Source organism: Streptomyces sp. NPDC047017 (genome assembly GCF_040644175.1).
GTDB lineage: Bacteria > Actinomycetota > Actinomycetes > Streptomycetales > Streptomycetaceae > Streptomyces.
In genome coordinates, this window is sequence record NZ_JBEYVW010000007.1 from 1 (window position 1) to 19440 (window position 19440).

Below are 19440 nucleotides of genomic sequence, written 5' to 3' on the forward strand. Positions count from 1 at the left end.
CATCGCCGGCCTCGTCTCCGACCGCACTGTCAACGTCTGAAAACCGGCCACGGCAAGGCCGAACACGCCTCACCCGCTATCACGCACCAACTCGTTAGAACTCACCTCAGCTATGCGGCGCCCGCTCGTCAGGCCAGCGGACGTCTCGCCTCAGCCTCCGCGTCCGCTATCGCCCGGCCGGAAACGACGTACTGCAAGGTCGCCTCGATCTCCGGAGCGAGGAACCTGTCCGGGCCCGGGCCGGGCACCGTCTTGCGCAGGCCGTCACGCACCGCCCCCGTGACGGGCGCGGGGTCGAGGGGAGCGCGCAGGTCCAGGGCGCGCGCGGACGTGTACAGCTCCACGGCCAGCACCCGGGCGAGGCCGTCGAGGGCGCGCCGGAGTTTGCGGGCCGCTGACCAGCCCATGGAGACGTGGTCCTCCTGCATCGCACTGGACGGGATGGAGTCGACCGACGCCGGGGCGGCGAGGCGCTTCAGTTCGGAGACGATGGCCGCCTGGGTGTATTGGGCGATCATGTGCCCGGAGTCGACACCGGGGTCGGCCGCCAGGAAGGCCGGCAGGCCGTGGTTGCGGGTCGGGTCGAGGGCGCGGTCGGTGCGGCGTTCGGCGATCGAGGCGACATCGGCGACGGAGATGGCCAGGAAGTCCAGGACGCAGGAGAGGGGCGCGCCGTGGAAATTGCCGTTGCTCGCCAAGCGCCCGTCGAGGGTCACCACCGGGTTGTCGATGACGCTCGCCAGTTCCCTGGAGGCGACACGTTCGGCGTGGTCCAGCGTGTCGCGTGCCGCGCCGTGCACCTGCGGGGTGCAGCGCAGCGAGTAGGCGTCCTGCACGCAGCCGCAGTCGGCGCGCCGGTGCCGTTCGAGCATCGGTGAACCGGCGAGCAGGGCACGCAGGTTGCCCGCGCTGCTGGACTGCCCCGGGTGGGGACGCAGCGCCTGCAGGTCGTCGGCGAAGGCGGCGTCCGTGCCGAGCTGGGCCTCGACGCTCATCGCGGCCGCGATGTCGGCGGTGCGCAGCAGCAGACGGAGGTCGTCCAGGGCGAGCACCAGCATGCCGAGCATGCCGTCGGTGCCGTTGATCAGGCTGAGGCCCTCCTTCTCCGCCAGGTCGACCGGGGCGATTCCGGCCGCGTCCAGTGCCTGTGCCGCGGGCATCAGGTCGCCGTCCGTGTCGCGGACCGTGCCTTCGCCCATCGCGGCGAGGGCGCAGTGTGCGAGCGGGGCGAGGTCTCCGGAGCAGCCCAGGGACCCGTATTCGTGGACGAGGGGGGTGATACCCGCGTTGAGCATGTCGGCGTAGACGCGGGCGGTCCGCGGGCGCACTCCCGTGCGCCCGGTGACCAGGGTGGAGAGGCGTAGCAGCATCAGGGCGCGGATCACTTCGCGTTCCACCTCGGGACCGGAGCCCGCGGCGTGCGAGCGGACCAGGCCGCGCTGTAGGCGTGCGCGGGCGTCGGGCGGGATGCGCCGGCCGGCCAGGGCCCCGAATCCGGTCGAGATCCCGTAGTGGGCCGCGGAGTCGTCGACGAGGCGTTCGACCACTTCGCGGCCGCGCCTCATCTCCTCGGCGGTTTCGGGTGCGAGGGCGACGAGGGCGCCATCGCGGGCGACGGAGACGACATCGGCGGCGTCCAACGGCCCGGTCCCCAACCGGACCGTCCGGGCCGCCGCGGCCGTGGTCACTGCTGTCACTCGGTCACTCCCCCGGATCTGTGATGGCTCGCGCGGGACAGCGGGCGGCGTCGTCCTGCTCGAAGGGCTGCGGCGTGACGCGCGCGCGGATTCCCGCGCCGGCGCGGTGTTCCCGGTCGGCCTGGGCCGGTCCCGTTGCGTTCACCACTGGACGGGCAACGCGTTGATGCTGAAGACCAGGCCCTGGCGCACAGGTACGTCGTCCAGCGGAACGGCGAGCCGGAGCGCCGGAAAACGGGCGAACAGCTTGCGCAGCGCGATCTCGATGTCGAGGCGCGCGAGGTTCTGGCCGATGCACTGGTGGGCGCCGAAGCCGAAGGAGAGATGGTTGCGCGGACTGCGCCGCAGGCGGAGTTCGTGGGGCCGGGTGAAGACGGCTGGATCGCGGTTGGCTGCCGGGTTGAGGAGCACCACGCCGTCTCCGGCGCGGATGACCACGCCGCAGGTCTCGATGTCCGCGGTGGCGACGCGGACGAGTCCCCCGGTGAGGGACAGGAATCTCAGCAGTTCCTCGACCGCCTTCGGCCACAGGGCTGCGTCGCGGCGCAGGCAGGCGAGTTCGTCCGGGTGTTCGAGCAGGGTCAGGACGGCGAGGCCGATGGTGGCGACGGTGACATCCTGACCGGCGACGACGAGTACGGTGCCGTAGTGCGCGAACTGCTCGGCCGTCAGCTTTCCTGACGTTACCTGGCGGGCCAGGTCGTCGAGGAGTCCGCTGCCCTGTTCACCGTCGGCGAGGCGGCGCTGCTTGGCCGCGCACAGGGACGTCAGGTAGTCCACGAGGCCGGGCACCGGGTCGAAGCGGTGATGGAGCAGTTCGTGGAAGTGCGCGCGGTCCTCGTCCGGGATGCCGAGCATCTCGTGCGTGCTCATCGCGACCAGGGGGCGGATGTAGGTGCTCATCAGCTCGGCGGGCTCACCCCGCGCCGCGCCGGCCAGTGCGTCCAGCCGTGTCTCGGCGTCCGCCTCGATCGCGGGCCGCCACTTCTGTATCCGTTTGAGGGCGAGGCCCGGTTGGAGGTCACGGCGCTGCTCGGTGTGCAGTGGCGGGTCGGTACGCAGGAGGGCCCGCATCGCGGGGTGGCGCTCCGGGCGTCCCAGGACCAGGAGCCGGGCGAGTCGGGGGAATCGGGCCTTGTCCCGGTCCACCGTGAGGCGTTCGTCCGCCAGCAGGGAGCGGATCGCGGCGTGGCCGGTCACGGCCCAGATCTCACGCCCGTCGTAGAGTCGGATCTTCGTCACCGGGCCGCTCGCACGCAGGTCCTCGTACTCCCGCGGAGGGTGGTAGGGGCAGGTCCGGGTCAGGGGGAGGCCGGGGAGTGCGGCGCCGGGGCCGGCCGGCGCGTCCTGGACGGTGTTCATGTCGGTGCTGTCCATCATCGCTTCCTGGCAGTTCCGGTCGGGATGAGCTTCGCGGCCACCGCCCCGAGAGGCAGGGGGCCCAGCAGGTCGGCCGGGACGATCCCGGTGAAGCCGGCCGCGTGGAGGTGGTCGGTCACCCGGGGCGCGAGCGCCGTCCTGCCGCCCGCGGGCAGGTAGGGAGTGGCCATGTCGGCAGGGTGGCCGGGGCAGTGGGTACGGACGGCGGCGGCCAGGGCCCTCTCCCGCGGAGTGCGGGGCGGCACCGGACGGGACGGGAATCCGTCGCCCTCGGCCACCACCTCCGCTTCGGCCCAGCTCTCCGCGCTCAGTGTCCGCGGTGCCTGCGCACACACCACGTACCGATGGGGCAGGACCAGGGAGGGCCGGCCGGCCTGCGCGGCTGACAGGTGCCCGCGCAGCTCGTCAGGTGTGGTCGGTCCCACCGCGTACGCCACGAGCCGGGTGCCGCCGTCCGGGGTCTCTTCGGGGAAGACCCCGGCCACCGTCACCGCACCGAGTTCGGCGAGGCGTGCGGCGCACTCCCTGGTGTTCACCCAGGCGTGGTCCACCAGGACCCAGTCCGGGCCGAATGCACGGCGGGGAAAGCCGAGTTGTTCCCGCACCGGGCCGATCGCCGTGTCCAGCGGCAGCGTGCCGTCGGCCCAGCCGGCGATCAGCGCGCCCATGGCGCGCAGGGCGCGGGCGATGCGGTCTCCGTCGGTGACGGAGGTGTGGCCGTGCATCGACAGGACCACGCCGTCCTCGCCGGTCTCCACCGCGAGGTACAGGTCGGCGCTGTTGTCCTGCCAGTCGATGGGCGCCTTCTCGATGGTGAAATCGTCGGTGGTTCCGGCGCCGTCGAGCCGGCCGGGCGGCGCGGCTCGGTGCTCCGGGCGCGCCTGGGCGAAGTAGTTGTACGTGACGCCGATCCGCAGGTGCATCCCGCGCTCGTGCCCGACGCGGGCGCGTTCCTCCGTCATCTCCAAAGTGGAGTAGCGGGCATGGCGCTGAGCCGCCACGACAGCGCGGAACACCTTGGTCAGCAGCGCCTCGGACGTGTCCTGCGCCATGACGTCGAAGACGACGAGAGCGGGTTGGAAGAAGCAGCCGACCGCGGCGGACAGGAGGGGATCGGCCCTGTTGGCGGTGTCCATGGACACGACGCAGCGCTTGCTTCCGGACAGGGACGACAGGGCGGCGCCGAAGGCCGCGAGGTAGACGACTCCGGGAGACATCTTGCGTCGGGCGGCGACCCGTTCGGCGGCGAACGACAGCGCGCGGGACTTCAGGGTCACCCGCTCGTAGGGACTGGGCGGGGTGTGACCGTCGAAGTGCCCCACCGGCGCCGGGCGGTAGTCGGGGAACATGCCCTGCGGGATCGTCCGGTAGCGGTCGCGCCAGTAGGCGCGCACCCGCTCCCGGTAGCGGGCCTTGTCGGCGGAGTGGTCCAGTTCGGCCTGTTCCCGCGGCTGTCGTGCGGGCGGGAACGGCGGGGCGCCGCCCTCCGTGTCCATCAGCGCGAGGAAGGCGCGTTCCAGGACCGCCCAGCTCTGCCCGTCGATAGCGCTGTGCATGGCCATCGCCACCACCCAGGCGCCCTTGCCCGGTTCGTTGATCAGGGCGAACCGGACAGGTCTGTCTCGCGCCGGGTCGATGGCACGGGCGGCGAGACGCTCGGTGACCGCGGGAAGGTCCGACGCGTCGCCCTCGGTGCGCTCCTCGAAGGCGACCTCCCACGGCGGGCGCACCGCCTGGACGGGCCTGCCCCTGTCGTCCTGGAGGAAGTTGGTCCGCAGCGACTCGTACTGGCGCACCAGCGCAGTGAGCGCCGCGAGGACGGTGTCGTCGGGGACGTCCTTGTCGAGGCGCCAGACGCGGGTGATCTTCACACAGTCCCGGTCGGCTCCGTAGGCCGGCACGTCGAAATACAGGAACCAGTAGTGCTCCTGGCCCCAGAGCATGGGGGCCCAACGGGTGTCGTTCACTGCGGCTCCCACTGTCGGATCGTGAGGTGCGCGGGCGCGTCACCGTCGAGGGCGACCGCCGCGACGTGACCGGACGGTGCCGGGACGTCGTGGACCAGCCACCTGCCGGGCAGCCGCCGCGTCGGATCGTGGGCGAGGACGGTGCCTCCGGCGGCGGGTGCCGTGGTGACGGCCAGGCGCAGGCCGTGTCCGAGCAGGCTTGTCCCCGCCGCTTTGGTGCACGCTTCCTTCCGCGCCCACAGGGTCAGGAACACGAGGTGCCGGCGGTCCCCGGCGGCCTCGGCCACCAGGGCGCTCTCCTCTGCCGGGAAGTAGCGGTGGCTCAGGGCGACGATGTCCCGACCGGGCTGTGCGCGTTCCAGGTCCACCCCGATGTCCCGCGGGCCGGTCACGGCCAGCAGGGCGTGCCCGCCGGAGTGGGACAGGTTGAAACGCACGATGCCCTCGCTACCCGCGATCCGCGGTTTGCCCCAGCGTCCGGTGTGCCAGGTGAGCCGTGCGGGCGGCCGGCCCAGGCACCGGCCGAGTATGTGGCGGGCCGCCCCGCGCGCGGCCTCGAACCGGCTGCGCAGCACGGGGTCCGGCATGCGGGCGGCGCGGAGCCGCTCCTCGGGGCTGAGGGCCGCGCGGAGCGGGGCGGCGGATCTCCGCATGGCGTCATCGAGGTCGATCTGCCAGACACGGACCTTATCCGCCCTCGGCGTGCGCTCGTCCTGGGTCTCTAGCACGCTCCCGCCTCGGTTCTCCGGGCCTCGGCGACGAGCTTGCGTACATAGGTGGCCCCCGCGACGAGGGCCACGGCACTGACCAGGTTGGAGACGGCCACGGTCCAGTAGAGGCCGTCGGGACTGTCGGCCGCGGCGACCGCCCAGCGGCCGGCCACGACGTTCCCGCCGAAGTAGACGATGTTCAGGACCACGGCGCGGCCACCGCCTCCGACGTGTTCGAGCAGGGTCAGGGCCACCAGGACGGGCCCCTCGACCACATAGGTGAGGCTGACGATGCCCAGGTAGCGGGCGGCCGCCGCGGCCGCGTCGTCGTCGCCGGTCATCATCCGGGCGATCGGGTCCCGGCCGAGGAAGGTCACGAGGGCGATGACGGCGAAGACGGCGAAGGCCAGCAGGATGCCGCTGCGGTAGGTCGGCGCCACGCTCCCGTACGCACCGGCGCCCCGCTGCTGGTTGATGACGATCGCCGTGGCGGACCCCAGCACGAGCGCGGGCATGATGATCAGGCTCTGCACCGACGAGGCGGTGGAGAAGCCTGCCACCGTCGCCTCGCCGAAGGGGCCGAGCACCCAGACCAGGGCCAGGCTGTAGAGGGAGATGATGCCGAGGGTGGCGCCCACGGGCAGGCCGACGGACCTGATGTGGCCGAGCGTCGCGGGCTGCCAGGGGGCTCGCTGTCCGCTCCGCCACAGTCCCGCACGGCGCAGCAGCCACAGGCCCGCGGCCGTGCCGGCGGCGGCGCAGACGGCGGCGGCGATCGGCAGGCTGTTCATGCCGAGTCCGGTGCCGAAGCCGAGCCAGGCCACGATCGCTATCTCGACGACAGAGCTGACCAGGGTGAGTACGAGGCCCTGCCGGGCGAATCCGAAGCCGCGCAGGGCGGACGCGCACAGGGCGGGTCCGAAGCCCAGCAGGCTGACCACGGACATCCACCTCAGGAACCAGATGAACTCGTGGTGTGCGGAGTCGGACACGTGGAAGAGGGAGGCGAACGCGGGTGCACCGAGCGAGAGCAGCAGTGTCAGTGAGGTGCCGACCACCACCCACACCTTCATCATGCTCACGGTGAGCGGGAAGGCGTCCTCGGGGGAGTCCTTGCCCTTGCTCATCGCGCAGGCGACTTGGGTGCTGACGGCGAGGGCCGCGTTGATGGCGCTGAACACCATGCCGAGGGGCAGGAAGAGCGAGCGCACGTACAGGGCGTCGCTGCCCATGTGCCCGACCATCGCCACCAGGACCAGCATGGTCAGGTAGCCGACGATCTCCCCCATGACCATGGGGACGGCGAGGCGGCCGATCCGCAGCGCGTGCCGGGCCGGCTCCGGGGCCGCCGCGGCGGGCGGGGGGACGGAGGTGTTCACGGGCGAGTCCATGGAGGTGCTTTCGGTGTGCTTCGTGGGTGGGCGGGTGGGGTCGTCAGCCATGGCGGCCGCCTCGGGAGAGTCCCTTGAACACGCTCATGCGCTGGATGTTCTCGGTGCCCTCCATGTATTCGATGCCGCGTGCGTCGCGCGCCAGCTTCTCCAGGAACGGGTGGTCCAGCCGGGCACCGGGGCCGAAGAACGCGAGGGCCGCCATGGTCGCCTCCTCGGCGAGCCGGGCCGCACGGAGCTTGGCCATGCACCCCAGTTCACCGGCGGTGATGTCCGCGTCGACGGTGGCTGCGGCGCGCCTGGTCAGGCGGCGCACCCCCTCGATGCGGCGCGCCAGGGCGTCAAGGCGGTGCTGTTCGCCGTGTGTCAGGCTGCCTCGTTCGTTCTGTACGTACTCCTGTGCCGCGCGGGCCAGACCGACGCCCATGCTCGCCACGACGGGCCGCAGCAGGTTGAAGGTGCGCAGCCAGCCGGCCATGCCGCGCCGGGTGGGCGACAGGTGCCGGCCGAGAACGCGCTCGGGGGCGATCTCCACCGACTCCATGGTGAGGGCGCCGAGTTGGGCGCCTCGCAGGCCGAGTGTGGGTACGGGGCGTGCGTCGAAGCCGGGTCGGCCGGCCTCGACGAGGGCCGCGTTGACGCCGAGCGGCCCCTTTCCCGTCCGGGCGAACACCACACCGATCCGGCCGCGTACCGCGTTCCCCACGTACTTCTTCGTCCCGTTGAGGTGCCAGGGCCCGTCCTGGTCGGCGCGGGTGAGTGAGGTGGTCATGGCGGCGGCGTCGGAACCGTGCTCCGGCTCGGTCAGCGCGAAGAAGGTCCATGTGGGCTCGGCGAGGAGCCGTCCGTAGAACCAGTCCTTCTGCTCCCGGTCCCCGAGGGCGTCCACCAGGACCCCGGACATGGGCGCGCCCGGTGCGGCGAGGGCCGTGGCGAGATCGCCCCACGCGGCCTCCTCGTAGTACACGACACGTTCCGCGGCGGTCATCAGGTGGAAGCGCCGGCCGGCGATGACGAGCGGGTCCGGATTGTAGGCGGGTGGTATCTGCAGGGTGGCGAGCCGTCCGAGCCCCGTGAGGTGCAGCAGCCGGGTGGGGAGTGTCGGGTCGCGGTCCACGTCGAGTGCGTGGGGGCGCAGCTGGGCCCACCATTCGCGGGCCTGCCCCTGGAGCAGGCTGTGGTGCCGGTCGAGTTCGGTCACTGGACGGCCTCTGGTTGCGTGTGCTGGTGGCAGCTGTACACGTCGGCGATCAGTTCGGAGAGCAGGGCTGTGCGACCGGGGCCCTCGGCGGTGAAGCCGAAAGCGCCGAGGAGGCGCAGCAGCCCGCGGTCGACGGCGGTGATCTGACGGTGGAGGTCGCCGAGGGCGGCGGGTCCGTGCACGGGGGCCATCAGGACGCTCTCGACCTCGGTCTGTTCGATGACCGCGTCGGCCAGCGCTCCGCGGACCAGTTGCTGGTGGAGCAGGGGCGCGTCGTGGACGGTGCGCTGCTCCAGGTAGGTGAGGCAGGCGTCCAGCAGGGCACGGGACAGTCCGAGGCGCAGCCATACGAGCGCGTCGGCCGGCTCCGCCGGGTCCGGGGCGGCCGGGTCGCGGACGATGGCCAGGCCGCAGCCGCGCAGCGGCTCCGGAAGCGCGTCGTCGGCGCCGGGCAGCCGCTGCGACGGCACCACGGCGTGGCCCGCGGGGCCGCGCAGCAAGGTGCCCTCGGGACGGGCCCGGTACAACTCCTCGAAGGCCCGTTTCGCTCCGGATGTCCGTGCCACCTCGTCGATCCTCCGGTGGAACGCGAGGCGGCCGGGGCCGGTGTGCTGTTGTTCGCTCTCGCTCGTCATGTGCTCTCCTTCCCGCCCGGCCCGCTGCGGTCCGTGCCGCTGTCCGCCGTGACGTCCAGTCGGCACCACCCCAGGTATCCGAAGCGCGCGTCGTAGTCGGCGAGGACGACGCGGCGGCCGGTCCGGCGGAGGTCAGGCAGTTGTTCCGCGAGCACCGACCAGATCCCGGCCGCCGGCATGCCCTCGGGGGCGGTGCGGACCGTGTATCCCTCGGGGGCCCCGGCCCAGTGGCGGGTCAGTCCCGCTCCGGCGATCAGCACGGGCCGTGCGGGTCCGGCCGCGGCCGGTGGCGCCAGTGCGGCGAGCCGGGCGGGGACGTCGCCGGGCGCGACCCCCGCGTGCTGGTCGCAGTCCAGCGCGCCGAGTCCGCCCGAGGCGTCCAGGACCAGGGCGACACCCGTGTCGTACCGGGCACGTGACTCCTCCGGTATCGGTCCCCTGTGGTAGACGGCGCTCTGTTCCGTGATCAGGACCAGAGCGCGGCGGGCGTCCTGGACAGCGATGCCGCGGACCGCCATGCGCAGTGCGGCGAAGGGGGACGTGGTCCCCTGGTCGCTGATCGCGAAGGCCAGCCCGGTCCGGGTGGTGGACCGCTCCAGGCGGCTGAGCGGCCAGCCCGGTGTCGCGTCCGGCGTGGCGTGGGCGAGCAGCGCCAGGTCGAAGTCGTCGGGAGGTGTGAGTTCGGGCAGCATCGCCGAGACCATCGCCGCGTATGCCGTACGCCCCCGGGTGAAGGCGTCGTCGTCCACCGGGAGGCCGGCGGTGGACGCCAGGTCCGTGAAGAACTCCCGGTCTCCCTCCGCCAGGGGCCCGCGGGCGGCGTCTCCAGAGGGAAACTCCCGCCGGTGCATGTGCGCGAGGCGGAGCGGCGCCGGCGGGCCGGCCGCCGGCGGGGGCGCGGCCGTGTGCATCACTGCTCGGTCTCGTCGAGCTGCCGCGCCGCGTACGCCGCGAGCGACCCGACCGTCTCGAAGTCGTCCGGCTCCAGGGTCTCGGGGTCGAACTCGAAGTCCAGCTCGTCCTCCAGGGTCATGAGCAGTTCGAGGATGCTCGTCGAGTCGAACCCGAGGTCGTCGAAGAGCCGGGTCCTCTCGGTGATCGCGTCCCGCTCGCAGTCGCGCATCGCGGCGAGCGCGGCGATCGTGGTCTCGGTGATGTGGGGCAGTCCGGCGGAGGACTCGGCAGACGCGTACATGGGTGGTCTTCTCTCTCCTTCTTCGTCCAGGTGGTCGGGCTCGTCGGTGCCGTCAGCGCGTGCTTGGCCGGCCGCCGGCGCTGGTGAAGTCGTAGCTGTACTGCTTGCCGAGCAGGTCGTCGAGTCCGTCTCGGGCCCGCACCAGCAGGGCCCGGCCTTCATGGACAAGGACCTCGGCGGGGTGGCCGTGGCTGAGAAAGAGGACGGGCGACGCGCTGGGCCCGTAGGCGCCGGACTGGAGTACGCCGATGAGGTCCCCGACCCGCAGGGGTGGCAGGGCCACCTTCTTGCCCAGGGTGTCGTTGGGGGTGCACAGGGGGCCGGCGATGTTCCACGCCTGCTCCTCCTCGGTGGCCGTGCGGCTCAGCAGCCGTACGGGGAAGTTGCGCTTGACGAAGGAGCCGATGCCGACCGCCGCCATGTGGTGGTGCGTGCCGCCGTCGACGATGGCGAACCGCTCTCCCCGCGATTCCTTGAGATAGCGCACCTGGGTGAGGTAGATGCCCGCGGGCGCCGTGAGGTAGCGCCCCAGTTCCATGACGAGCCGGGTCCCGGGGTGGTCGGCGGTGAACTTCTCGACGAGCGGATTGAGCAGTGCCGCGAGCGCCGCGGGGTCCAGGGCCCGTTCGCCGTCGAAGTACGGCACGCCCAGGCCGCCCCCGATGTCGACGAGTTCGAGAGGGAAGTCGAGCACCGCGGCGAGTTGCCCGGCCGCTTCGAGGATCCGCTCGGTGTGCTCGGCCACCACGCGCTCGTCCAGCACGCGCGTCCCCATGTAGATGTGGACACCGATCAGGCGCACCGAGGGAAAGCGCCGCGCCAGGTCCCGCTGGGCGAGCAGCGTTTCCTGGTCGATGCCGAACTGCCTGCTGGTGCCGCTCATCACGAGCTTGGCACCCTTGACGGAGAAGCTCGGGTTGACGCGGAGCGCCACCCGCGCGGTGACACCTCGCTCGGAGGCGAGTCGGTCGATGAGTTCCAGTTCGTCCAGGGACTCGCACACGAGCGCCGCGATCCCCGCGTCCAGGCAGGCGATGAGCTCGTCGGTGCTCTTGCCGGGGCCGGGGAAGACGATGTCGTCCGGAGGGAATCCGGCCCGTAGTGCCGTGGTCAGTTCGGCCAGCGAGGAGACCTCCGCGCGTGCCCCCAGGGACCCCAGCAGGGCGCAGATCGCGGCGTTGGGGTTGGCCTTCAACGAGTAGAAGATCTCCAGGCGTGCGTGGAGCAGGTCTCTCAGGTCCTGGTACTGACGGGTTATCGCCTCCGCGTCGTAGACGTACAGCGGAGTGCCGAACTCGGCTGCCAGGTCTGTCACGGAGAGGCCCTGGATGCGGGCCTCAGTGACGTGCGGGGTGTCGGGGGCCATGCCGGTTCTCCTCCGTGAGGGCCGTGATGTGTGCGGCGATCTGCTGGTCGAGAGCGGCCAGACGCGCGTCGGTTTCTGCCACGACGATTCCGTACAGGCGGCCGTCGAAGGTCTCCCGGCCGTCGGCTGCGAGCCGGTGCTCGGCCGCGTTGACGGTGGCGTAGTTGTTGACGAGGAGTCCCTCGGGTGACTCGGGCGTCAGCAGCGTGTCCCGGAGCCGGTCGGCCAGGCGGTCGAACGGCAGTCGGCCGCGGAGCGTGAGGGGGTACTGGGTGGCGAGTGCGACCCGGTCGTCGGGGATGAGCCGTTCGCGGACGCGTTCTTGGTACGTCGACATGTTGTTGCGGGCGTTGATCTCCACGAGGGGATACAGTCCGTCGTCCGGGTCGACCATGGCATCGACCCCGACCGTGCCCACATAGCCGTCGGCGTGGAGCCGGGCGCCGATCCTGAGCGATGCCTCCGCGAGTTCCGCACGCTGGTCGCCGCCGATGCGGGCCGGAATGCGGTGGCCCTTGTGGACGCCGCCCTCCGTGACGGCCTCCCGCACGAAGTCGAACGTGCAGTGGCCGGCTCTGTCGATGGTGAACTGGTAGTTGAGATCGGTCTTCTTGGCCACCCACGTCTCGACGATCAGGTTCACGCGGTCGTCGCCCGTCCGCTCCGCGCGTCGCACGATCTTCCGTACGACTCGTTCCAGAGCCGACCGGTCGGAGACGACGAGCAGTCCCTTGCCCGACACTCCGTAGGAGTCCTTCAGCACGACCGTGCCTCCCAGGTCCAGGAGGCTCCCGGCCCCGGCGGTGGCGCTGCGCAGTTCGCTCACATTGCGGCAGACCCAGCCCCGCGGCTGACGCAGCCCCAGCTCGTCGGCGATCTCTCTGCTGTAGGTCTTGCCGTTGACCGCTTTGCAGATCCGTGCGGACGGGCCGGCGAGTCGCACGCCGGTGCTCTCGGCGAGAAGCTCCTCCCGCTCGGACACTCCGTGGGGCCACAGCACAGGGCTGCCGGGGAGCGCCCGGATCTCCTTGAGGAGAGCAGGGTCGGCGAGCACGTCCTCCGTGACCGTCCGGCCCGGGTCCTGGACGGTGGGGGTCAGTACGCGCGGCAGCTCCAGCCCCAGGGCGGCGAGGTGCGCCAAGTGGCCTTCGTCGGGCGCCGACTTGAGGAGCACATGGTCGTCCGGTCCGGCCAACAGCAGACAGAACTCGTCCATGCGGTGAGCGATCTCGCGGGTCGCGCTCACCGCGATCCGCGGTAACCCCGGTTCGCCCGCGGCCCATTGGTTCTCGACCTCGAAGTTGCCGATGAGCACCATGGGCGTGGTGGCGGTTCCGGCCAGCACACCTCTTATCCGGGTGGTCCAGCATTCTGCGGCATTCGTGTTCGCGGCACCTTTCTCAGGACTCACTTTCCTTACTCACTTTCCGTGTTCGAATGCCATGGCGGAAAACGTCGCACCGAGCCCGACAGCGGTCATCACATACCGGCTCCCCGGAAGAAGTCGCCCTGTTTCACGGGCGGACACATGGTTGAGGAAGGGGTCCGCGCCGAAGCAGTGGCCGATTTTCGCGATGTTCTCGGTGAAGACCCGTCCTGCGCCGTGCACTCCCAGCTCCTTGAGAACCGGGATCCAGGACAGCCGATTGACGTTGTGCGGCAGAATGAGGTCGATGTCCCCGAAGCCGAGGCCGGCGCGTGCCAGGGCGGACCTGATGACCTGCGCCAGCACCTGCGGATAGGCCTCCTGGAACGCTTCGGCCGCTTCCGGCGTCATGCCCATGCCGTCCTCGAAGGCGCCGCAGGTCTGCGTCGCATAGCCCAGCAGGCGATCGCCCGGACCGCCCGGACTCACCAGAACGGCGGCCGCGGACTCCCCCATCACCCCGGTGTCGGGAATCACGCGGGCGCCTTCCGTGAACACCTTTTCCCCGGTCAGGACCAGGGCGAGCGCCTGCGGGTCGCCGTCGGCCGCCAGCAGCCGCCCGGCGAGTTCGACGGCCAGCAGGCCCGACGCGCAGGCGTGCTGGGTCACGCAGAAGGCGTGTGCGCCGTGCAGCCCGAGGGCATCGCGCACCTCGTGCACGGTGCTGCGCGGATACGGGGCGCCCACCGGCATCGTGCGGCCCTGGAGGACGTAGCGCACGCGTCGCTCGTTGCCTCGCAGTCCTGTCAGGCCGTGCGCCGCGGCCAGGAGCAGTCGCGCGGTGTCCTCTTCCTCGGACACTCGGACGCGTAAGAATCCGAAGTACCGTTCATAAAGCTTGACACGTGCTTCAGGGACCCCGCTCCGCTGTAGGAACTCCCGGGCCGCGACGGACTTCTCGGGCCAGTGTCCAGAAACTTCTCGGAGCACGGTCAACGCGATCTCCTCGCCCACTCAGGGAAACGGACGGGGTGTTCGTCCCCCGGAATTCCCTCTACTATTGCGGCCATGGTCAACGGAGCAGCCGACGAGGCGTTCAGTGATGTCGTCCGCATATCCAGGGTGATCGGTGCGGAGATGGGCGCCCTTCTCAGCCGTGTGCCGCTGGCGCGCGACGAGGATTTCGTGGCGAGCGGGGGCGACTCCCTGCGCGCGGTCGATCTGATCACCCGGCTCGTCGATCTCTGGCAGCCGGTCGAAGGAGATGCCGCCGAGCGGCTGCGCGCCGCCCTGGTGACGGCCGTCTTCGACCGGGCGACTCCGGGGCATCTCGCGGCGGTGGTGGCTGCCGAGTCCCGGCCCCCGGTGGCCTGATCGCGGCAGGGCCGAGGGATCACCGCCCGCTCCCGTCGCCCGGGGCGGCCGCTGCGGGCAGGGCACACGCCTGCTTGATCGCGCTGAGATCAGCCTTCCCCAACGTGGTCCGCGGTATGGCCGGCAGGACGTGGACATGGTGCGGCACTTCATAGGCGGCCAGCCGCTCGCGGCAGAACGCCAGTACGTCGGCGACGGAATCGCTCGGGTCGCGCAGCACGACCGCCGCGTGCACCGACTCCTCTCCGTCCTCCTCGTGGCCGAAGACATGTGCTTCGGCCACGGCCGCGCACGCGTCCAAGGCGCCGCTCACCCGGCCGGGCTCGACCTTGCGCCCGCCGACATTGATGAAGCTGGTCTTGCGTGCCAGTACCGTCAGCTCGCCCCGGGAGTCGACGCTGACCAGGTCCCCGGTGTCGTAGAGGCCGTCCTCGTCCAGCGCGTCGTCGCCGCCGAGGTAGCCGGCGAACAGGGTGGTGGTGCGCACGTGCAGCCACCCGGACCCCACCGGCGCATCGGCGTCACCGGCGGGCCGCAGCTTCCATGTCGCCGAGGGGTGGATCCGGCCCGTGCTCCCGGCCCGCCGCTGTTCTTCGCCGTCGTACTGGCACGCGATCACGCCGGCCTCCGTGCTGCCGTAGATCTGGCGCACGGGCAGACCGAACACGCGCTCCGCCTGTGCCCGGGTGTCCCCCGGGAGCGGTCCGCCCGACGACAGCAGGGCGCGCAGGCAGGACGTGGGGCCGGCCGGCCGTGCCGCCATGCCGAGAATGCGGTAGATCATGGGGGTGCCCAGCAGCACGGTGGCACCTTCGTCGAGGGCTGTGTGCACCGCGCTGACGCTGAAGCGAGGCATGGTCACTGTGCGGGCGCCCGACACCAGGGCCCCGGCGAGCAGCCCCATCATGGCGAAGGAATGAGCCATCGGGATCGGACCGAGCAGGCTGTCGTGCTCCGTGTAGCCGTACGTGTCGCGGTAGATGCGTCCGCCGCGCTCGATGTTGGCGAGGTTCTGGCGCACGATCCGGGGCTCGCCGGTGGACCCGGAGGTCATCCCGAGGATCTCGGGGTTGCGGTCCGGCGCCGGCAGCGGGCCCTTGGCCGTGTCCAGCACCTCCGGGTACGACAGGACACCGTCGCCGCCTGCCGGGCCGATGGAGTCCCGGGCGCCGATGCGCCGCGCCAGCGCCCGCTGCGTCTCGCCCCGCGAGGGGTCCGCCTCCAGGCACAGGACATCGACCGAGGCCGAGGTGAGGCCGAGGAACACCGCGATGCTCTCGGCGGAGTTGTCGAGCGCCAGGACCACGGGCCCACCGGTACGGTACGCGCGGCGGGCGTGTCCGCTCACCCCCGCCGCCAGGTCGCGCAGCCGCAGCCAGTCGGTGTCGGTCCATCGGCCCGCGCTGAAGACGCGCACGGCGGAGGCTTCGGGGCGGCCGGCCGCGTGTCGTTCCACTTGCTGGTGCATCAGTTCTCCACCCCACACCCGTCGAGGGACAGTCGCCCCAGGGGCAGCCCACCGTCGACGTGGATCGTCTGACCGGTGATGTACGAAGCCTCGTCCCCCGCGAGGAAGGCGAGCGTCGCCGCCACGTCCTCCGGGCGTCCGGCCCGGCGCACGGGTGCCGTCTCGGCCGCTGCCGCCGACCAGGCACCGCCTGCTCCCTCCGAGCCGCCGGCGCCCTGGGGCAGCGGAGTCTCGATGAAACCCGGGGCCACGGCGTTGACCGTGATACCGAGCGGACCGAGTTCCACGGCCAGCGCACGGGTCATCCCCTCCACCCCGGCCTTCGCCGCCGCGTAGTTGGCCTGGCCCGCGGCGCCGAGCGAGGAGACGCTCGACAGGTTGAGGATGCGGCCCCAGCGGCCTCTGGCCATGTGCCGGTACACGGCACGGGCGCACAGGAAGGCGCCGCGCAGGTGCACGGCGTGGACCGCGTCCCAGTCGGCCCGGGACATGAGGTGCAGTTCGCTGTCGCTGAGGATGCCCGCGTTGTTGACCAGGATGTGCGGGCCGCCGAACTCCCGGGCGACGGTGCGCACCATCGCCTTGACCTGTACGGGGTCGGTGACGTCGCACCGCACGGGCAGCGCGCGGCCTCCCGCGGCGGTGATCTCCGCGGCGAGGCCGGTGACGCTCTCGGCCTCGATGTCGACGAGGGCGACCGCGGTCCCCGCACGCGCCAGGCAGCGGGCCGTGGCCGACCCGATTCCGCCGGCGGCTCCCGTCACCACGGCTATGCGTTCGTTCACAAATGCTCCACCGTTCCCCCCGAGGCAGCCTGGATTCGGGGTGCCATTCAGCTGCGAGCAGCGGCCCTCTGCCCACCGCCGGCGCCGAATAAACAAGGGACTTCTTGCGAAGTCGTACCGTGTTCCGCATGAAACGTCCGTCACGCTAGAACACCTTTCGACGCATGGTCAAGCGCCGCCGGACTTGGCGGGAAATCAACGGTCGCAGCACCCCAACGGGCAGCGCTTGCCGGGCTGTTGACTAAATCGCATTAGTTGTTTAGCGTCCCGAAGGACCACCTCGATCGATCTCGCACCTTCGTCAAGAAGTCGCTGATCAGAGCCGTGATGCTGGCCCGAGCGCGGGTCCGATGCACTCCCCCGGGCCTGCCTTTACCCCGCATCCATGGGGCGGTCGCGGTAATGCGTCCGACAGTCACAAGTGGAAAGCAGGCCCGTCGCATCGTGAATGAGAACGCCCCTGCGCCCGTCAATCTGGTGGCGCATTTTCTCGTAGCGGACGGCTACGGAAGTCTGGCAGAGTACGCCGCCCTGGGAATGGACCGAGAAGGCGCTCGGGTCAACATCATCCCCATCAAGGTATTCCCCGAGGGGTTATCCCCACGGATGCACGACCTGCTCGTGAACTCCACACCGTACGAGGAAGGGCCCGTTCTCTTCTCCGCCGCCCTGGAACCGGAGCTCGAGCTCTACGCCGGCACCGAGCACTTCGTGCACACCATGTGGGAGTCGAGCGAGCTGCCCGCCGACTGGCCCCGCAAGCTGAACCGCGCCCGCGCCGTGATCGTGCCGACCCGCTTCGTCGCCGGCGTCTGCCGCTCCAGCGGCGTGACCGTCCCCGTCGAAGTGATCCCCGAGGGCGTCGATCCCGGGCTGTATCCGTGGGTCGAGCGCCCGGTCCGCGAGGGCGTGACCACGTTGATCGTGGGCACGGTACTGCCGCGCAAGCACGTCTCCGAGGGCATCGCGGCCTGGCAACTGGCCTTCGCGGACGACCCGGACGCGCGCCTGATCATCAAGTCCCGTTTCCAGACGGCCCAGGCGTACGGCCTGTCGGTCAGCGATCCGCGGATCACCCTGGTCGACGATCAGGAGATGGCCCGCGGCATCCTGCACTGGTACGAACAGGCCGATGTGCTCCTCGCCCTGGGCAGCGAAGGGTTCGGGCTCCCCCTCGTCGAGGGCATGGCCACGGGCCTGCCCGTCATCGCCCTGTCCTCCGAGGGACAAGGTGACATCTGCGCGGACGCCGACGGCCTTCTGCTGCCCGTGCGCCCCGCAACGTGGGAAGTGGCGGACGAACCGGGATACGGGCGGTGCGGGGTGCGCGGTGTCCCTGACGTCCAGGAGGTCGCGCGGCGACTGCGCTGGGTGGCCCAGCACCGGCAGGAGGCGACGGCCATGGGCGCGGCCGCGTCGGAGTGGGTGCACGCACACCGCAACCTGTGGAACAAGGGGCCCTCGTTGCTCGACACCATGGAGACTTACCTGCATCCGCGACAGCCGCTGCGGTCACCGGCGCGTCGCCGTTCCGAGGGGAGCGTGCCGAGGTGACGGGGCAGGAAGGGACCGGCGCGGTCTGCGTCGTCGGTCTCGGCTACGTGGGGCTCACTCTCGCTGTCACACTCGCGGCGCAGGGGTGCCGGGTCGTCGGTGTCGAGCGGAACCGCGCGGTGCGCGAGCAGTTGGCGCGCAAGGAGCCCCATGTACGGGAGGAGGGCCTGGATCTGGCCGGGGTGATCGACCGCGGCCTGTTCACGGTGACGGACTCCGTCCCGCCGGGCCGGGACGTGGAGACGTACATCGTGTGCGTGGGCACCCCCGTGGACGACGACGGCACGCCCGACCTGCGCCAGGTGGAGGACGCGACACGGTCGGTGGCCGAGGTGGCGGTCGACGGCAATCTGGTGATCCTCCGCTCCACCGTGCCGGTGGGCACGTCCCGGCGCCTCCTGGCCGAACTGCGCACACACGCGGACATCGAACTGGCCTTCTGCCCGGAGCGGACCGTTCAGGGCATAGCCGTGCAGGAACTGCGCAGCCTTCCCCAGATCGTCTCCGCCGGCTCCTCCCGCGCGGCCGAGCGGGCCGCGGACCTGTTCCGTGTCCTGACACCCGGCATAGTCGAGGTGTCCGACCTGGAGACGGCGGAACTCGCCAAGCTGGCCTGCAACGCCTACCGTTACTCCGTTTTCGCCTTCGCCAACGAACTCGCCCGGCTCTGCCGGAGCGTGGGGGTCAGCGCCCGGGAGGTGCGCGACGCCGCGGCGGCAGGGTACGACCGCGCGGCGATGCCCTTCGCCGGGCCGGTCGGCGGGTCCTGCCTCCCCAAGGACACGGCCATCCTCTCCCGGGCCTTCCAGGATCACGGGGCACCGGTCTCCGAGCTGCTGAGCGGTGTCCGTACGGTCCATCGCCGCACTCCGGCGCAGGTCGCCCATGAGCTGACGGAGCACATCTCGCGCACGGCCGGCTTCGGTCCGCTGACCGTCGCACTCCTCGGTGTCGCGTTCAAGGGGCACCCCGAGACCGATGACGAGCGGTCCTCACCGGCGGTCGAGATCGTGGCGCACCTGCGCGCCCGCCACGGCGACCTGGCGGTCCGCTCGCACGACCCGGCGGTGCCGGAGCACAGGCAGCGAGCCCTCGGCTACCAGCCGTGCGCGGAGGCCAAAGAGGCCGTCGAGGGCGCCAATCTGGTCATCATCGGCACCAACCACACCACGTACAGCCAGCTGTCCCTCCAGTGGATCACCGAGCGGATGGCGGGCCCCGGGCTCGTCTACGACGCGTGGGCCCTGCACGCCAGGGCGGGAGCGGAGCTGAAGGGAGCCGTGCGGTATCTGGCCTTCGGAGAGGGCCAGTTGGCCCGCCGGGCGTAGGCGGATCGGCTCCGCAGGGGCAG

General features: G+C 71.3%; 17 protein-coding genes. 3 read left to right on the forward strand and 14 right to left on the reverse strand.

All coding sequences use genetic code 11. The annotated features are described in order from the left end of the window. Nucleotides 1-128: 128 nt before the first annotated feature. From hutH to ABZ858_RS13595, 12 genes are all read right to left on the reverse strand, one after another. A complete protein-coding gene (gene hutH, locus ABZ858_RS13540; RefSeq protein WP_361377153.1) occupies nucleotides 129-1688 on the reverse strand; it encodes a histidine ammonia-lyase in 1560 nt (519 codons plus the stop codon). A gap of 150 nt (nucleotides 1689-1838) precedes the next feature. Continuing rightward, nucleotides 1839-3074 carry a cytochrome P450 gene (locus tag ABZ858_RS13545; RefSeq protein WP_361376201.1) on the reverse strand — a complete coding sequence of 412 codons (1236 nt, stop codon included), beginning with the start codon at nucleotides 3072-3074 and terminating at the stop codon, nucleotides 1839-1841. After that, entirely contained in the window at nucleotides 3074-5044 is a 1971-nt protein-coding gene (locus ABZ858_RS13550) for a condensation domain-containing protein (RefSeq protein WP_361376204.1), read from the reverse strand. The genes ABZ858_RS13545 and ABZ858_RS13550 overlap by 1 nt, the downstream gene beginning before the upstream one ends. Next, nucleotides 5041-5772: a 4'-phosphopantetheinyl transferase superfamily protein gene (locus ABZ858_RS13555; protein WP_361376207.1), complete on the reverse strand. Its 732-nt coding sequence runs from the start codon at nucleotides 5770-5772 to the stop codon at nucleotides 5041-5043. The genes ABZ858_RS13550 and ABZ858_RS13555 overlap by 4 nt, the downstream gene beginning before the upstream one ends. Next, nucleotides 5766-7196 (reverse strand): MATE family efflux transporter, encoded by a 1431-nt coding sequence (locus tag ABZ858_RS13560; RefSeq protein ID WP_361376210.1) that lies wholly within the window; start codon nucleotides 7194-7196, stop codon nucleotides 5766-5768. The genes ABZ858_RS13555 and ABZ858_RS13560 overlap by 7 nt, the downstream gene beginning before the upstream one ends. After that, the gene (locus ABZ858_RS13565) at nucleotides 7189-8346 is read right to left on the reverse strand and encodes an acyl-CoA dehydrogenase family protein (RefSeq protein ID WP_361376213.1); all 1158 of its coding nucleotides are present in this window, start codon (nucleotides 8344-8346) and stop codon (nucleotides 7189-7191) included. The genes ABZ858_RS13560 and ABZ858_RS13565 overlap by 8 nt, the downstream gene beginning before the upstream one ends. After that, complete coding sequence (locus ABZ858_RS13570) at nucleotides 8343-8981, reverse strand: hypothetical protein (protein WP_361376216.1); 639 nt, start codon at nucleotides 8979-8981, stop codon at nucleotides 8343-8345. The genes ABZ858_RS13565 and ABZ858_RS13570 overlap by 4 nt, the downstream gene beginning before the upstream one ends. Further along, on the reverse strand, nucleotides 8978-9832 hold the full coding sequence (locus ABZ858_RS13575) for a hypothetical protein (RefSeq protein ID WP_361376219.1): 855 nt from the start codon (nucleotides 9830-9832) through the stop codon (nucleotides 8978-8980). The genes ABZ858_RS13570 and ABZ858_RS13575 overlap by 4 nt, the downstream gene beginning before the upstream one ends. A gap of 59 nt (nucleotides 9833-9891) precedes the next feature. After that, nucleotides 9892-10104: an acyl carrier protein gene (locus tag ABZ858_RS13580; RefSeq protein WP_361377156.1), complete on the reverse strand. Its 213-nt coding sequence runs from the start codon at nucleotides 10102-10104 to the stop codon at nucleotides 9892-9894. Between the two features lie 124 nt (nucleotides 10105-10228). After that, nucleotides 10229-11542: a diaminopimelate decarboxylase gene (lysA, locus tag ABZ858_RS13585; protein WP_361376222.1), complete on the reverse strand. Its 1314-nt coding sequence runs from the start codon at nucleotides 11540-11542 to the stop codon at nucleotides 10229-10231. Continuing rightward, on the reverse strand, nucleotides 11514-12887 hold the full coding sequence (locus tag ABZ858_RS13590; protein WP_361376225.1) for a hypothetical protein: 1374 nt from the start codon (nucleotides 12885-12887) through the stop codon (nucleotides 11514-11516). Before ABZ858_RS13590 ends, lysA begins: the two co-directional genes overlap by 29 nt. A gap of 75 nt (nucleotides 12888-12962) precedes the next feature. Beyond that, nucleotides 12963-13769, reverse strand: a complete 807-nt coding sequence (locus tag ABZ858_RS13595; RefSeq protein ID WP_361376228.1) for a 3-oxoacyl-[acyl-carrier-protein] synthase III C-terminal domain-containing protein — start codon at nucleotides 13767-13769, stop codon at nucleotides 12963-12965. Nucleotides 13770-13976: 207 nt separating this feature from the next. Here ABZ858_RS13595 and ABZ858_RS13600 point away from each other — a divergent pair, with 207 nt between their 5' ends. Further along, complete coding sequence (locus tag ABZ858_RS13600; protein ID WP_361376231.1) at nucleotides 13977-14282, forward strand: hypothetical protein; 306 nt, start codon at nucleotides 13977-13979, stop codon at nucleotides 14280-14282. Between the two features lie 19 nt (nucleotides 14283-14301). On the opposite strand, the gene ABZ858_RS13605 is transcribed toward ABZ858_RS13600, so the two are convergent. Continuing rightward, on the reverse strand, nucleotides 14302-15750 hold the full coding sequence (locus tag ABZ858_RS13605) for a fatty acid--CoA ligase family protein (protein ID WP_361376234.1): 1449 nt from the start codon (nucleotides 15748-15750) through the stop codon (nucleotides 14302-14304). Then, nucleotides 15750-16535 (reverse strand): 3-oxoacyl-ACP reductase FabG, encoded by a 786-nt coding sequence (gene fabG / locus ABZ858_RS13610; protein WP_361376237.1) that lies wholly within the window; start codon nucleotides 16533-16535, stop codon nucleotides 15750-15752. Before fabG ends, ABZ858_RS13605 begins: the two co-directional genes overlap by 1 nt. Before the next feature lie 606 nt (nucleotides 16536-17141). On the opposite strand from fabG, the gene ABZ858_RS13615 reads away from it, so the two are divergent. Both ABZ858_RS13615 and ABZ858_RS13620 read left to right on the forward strand, forming a co-directional pair. After that, entirely contained in the window at nucleotides 17142-18089 is a 948-nt protein-coding gene (locus ABZ858_RS13615) for a glycosyltransferase family 4 protein (RefSeq protein ID WP_361376240.1), read from the forward strand. Further along, nucleotides 18086-19417, forward strand: a complete 1332-nt coding sequence (locus ABZ858_RS13620) for a nucleotide sugar dehydrogenase (protein WP_361376243.1) — start codon at nucleotides 18086-18088, stop codon at nucleotides 19415-19417. Before ABZ858_RS13615 ends, ABZ858_RS13620 begins: the two co-directional genes overlap by 4 nt. Nucleotides 19418-19440: the final 23 nt, after the last annotated feature.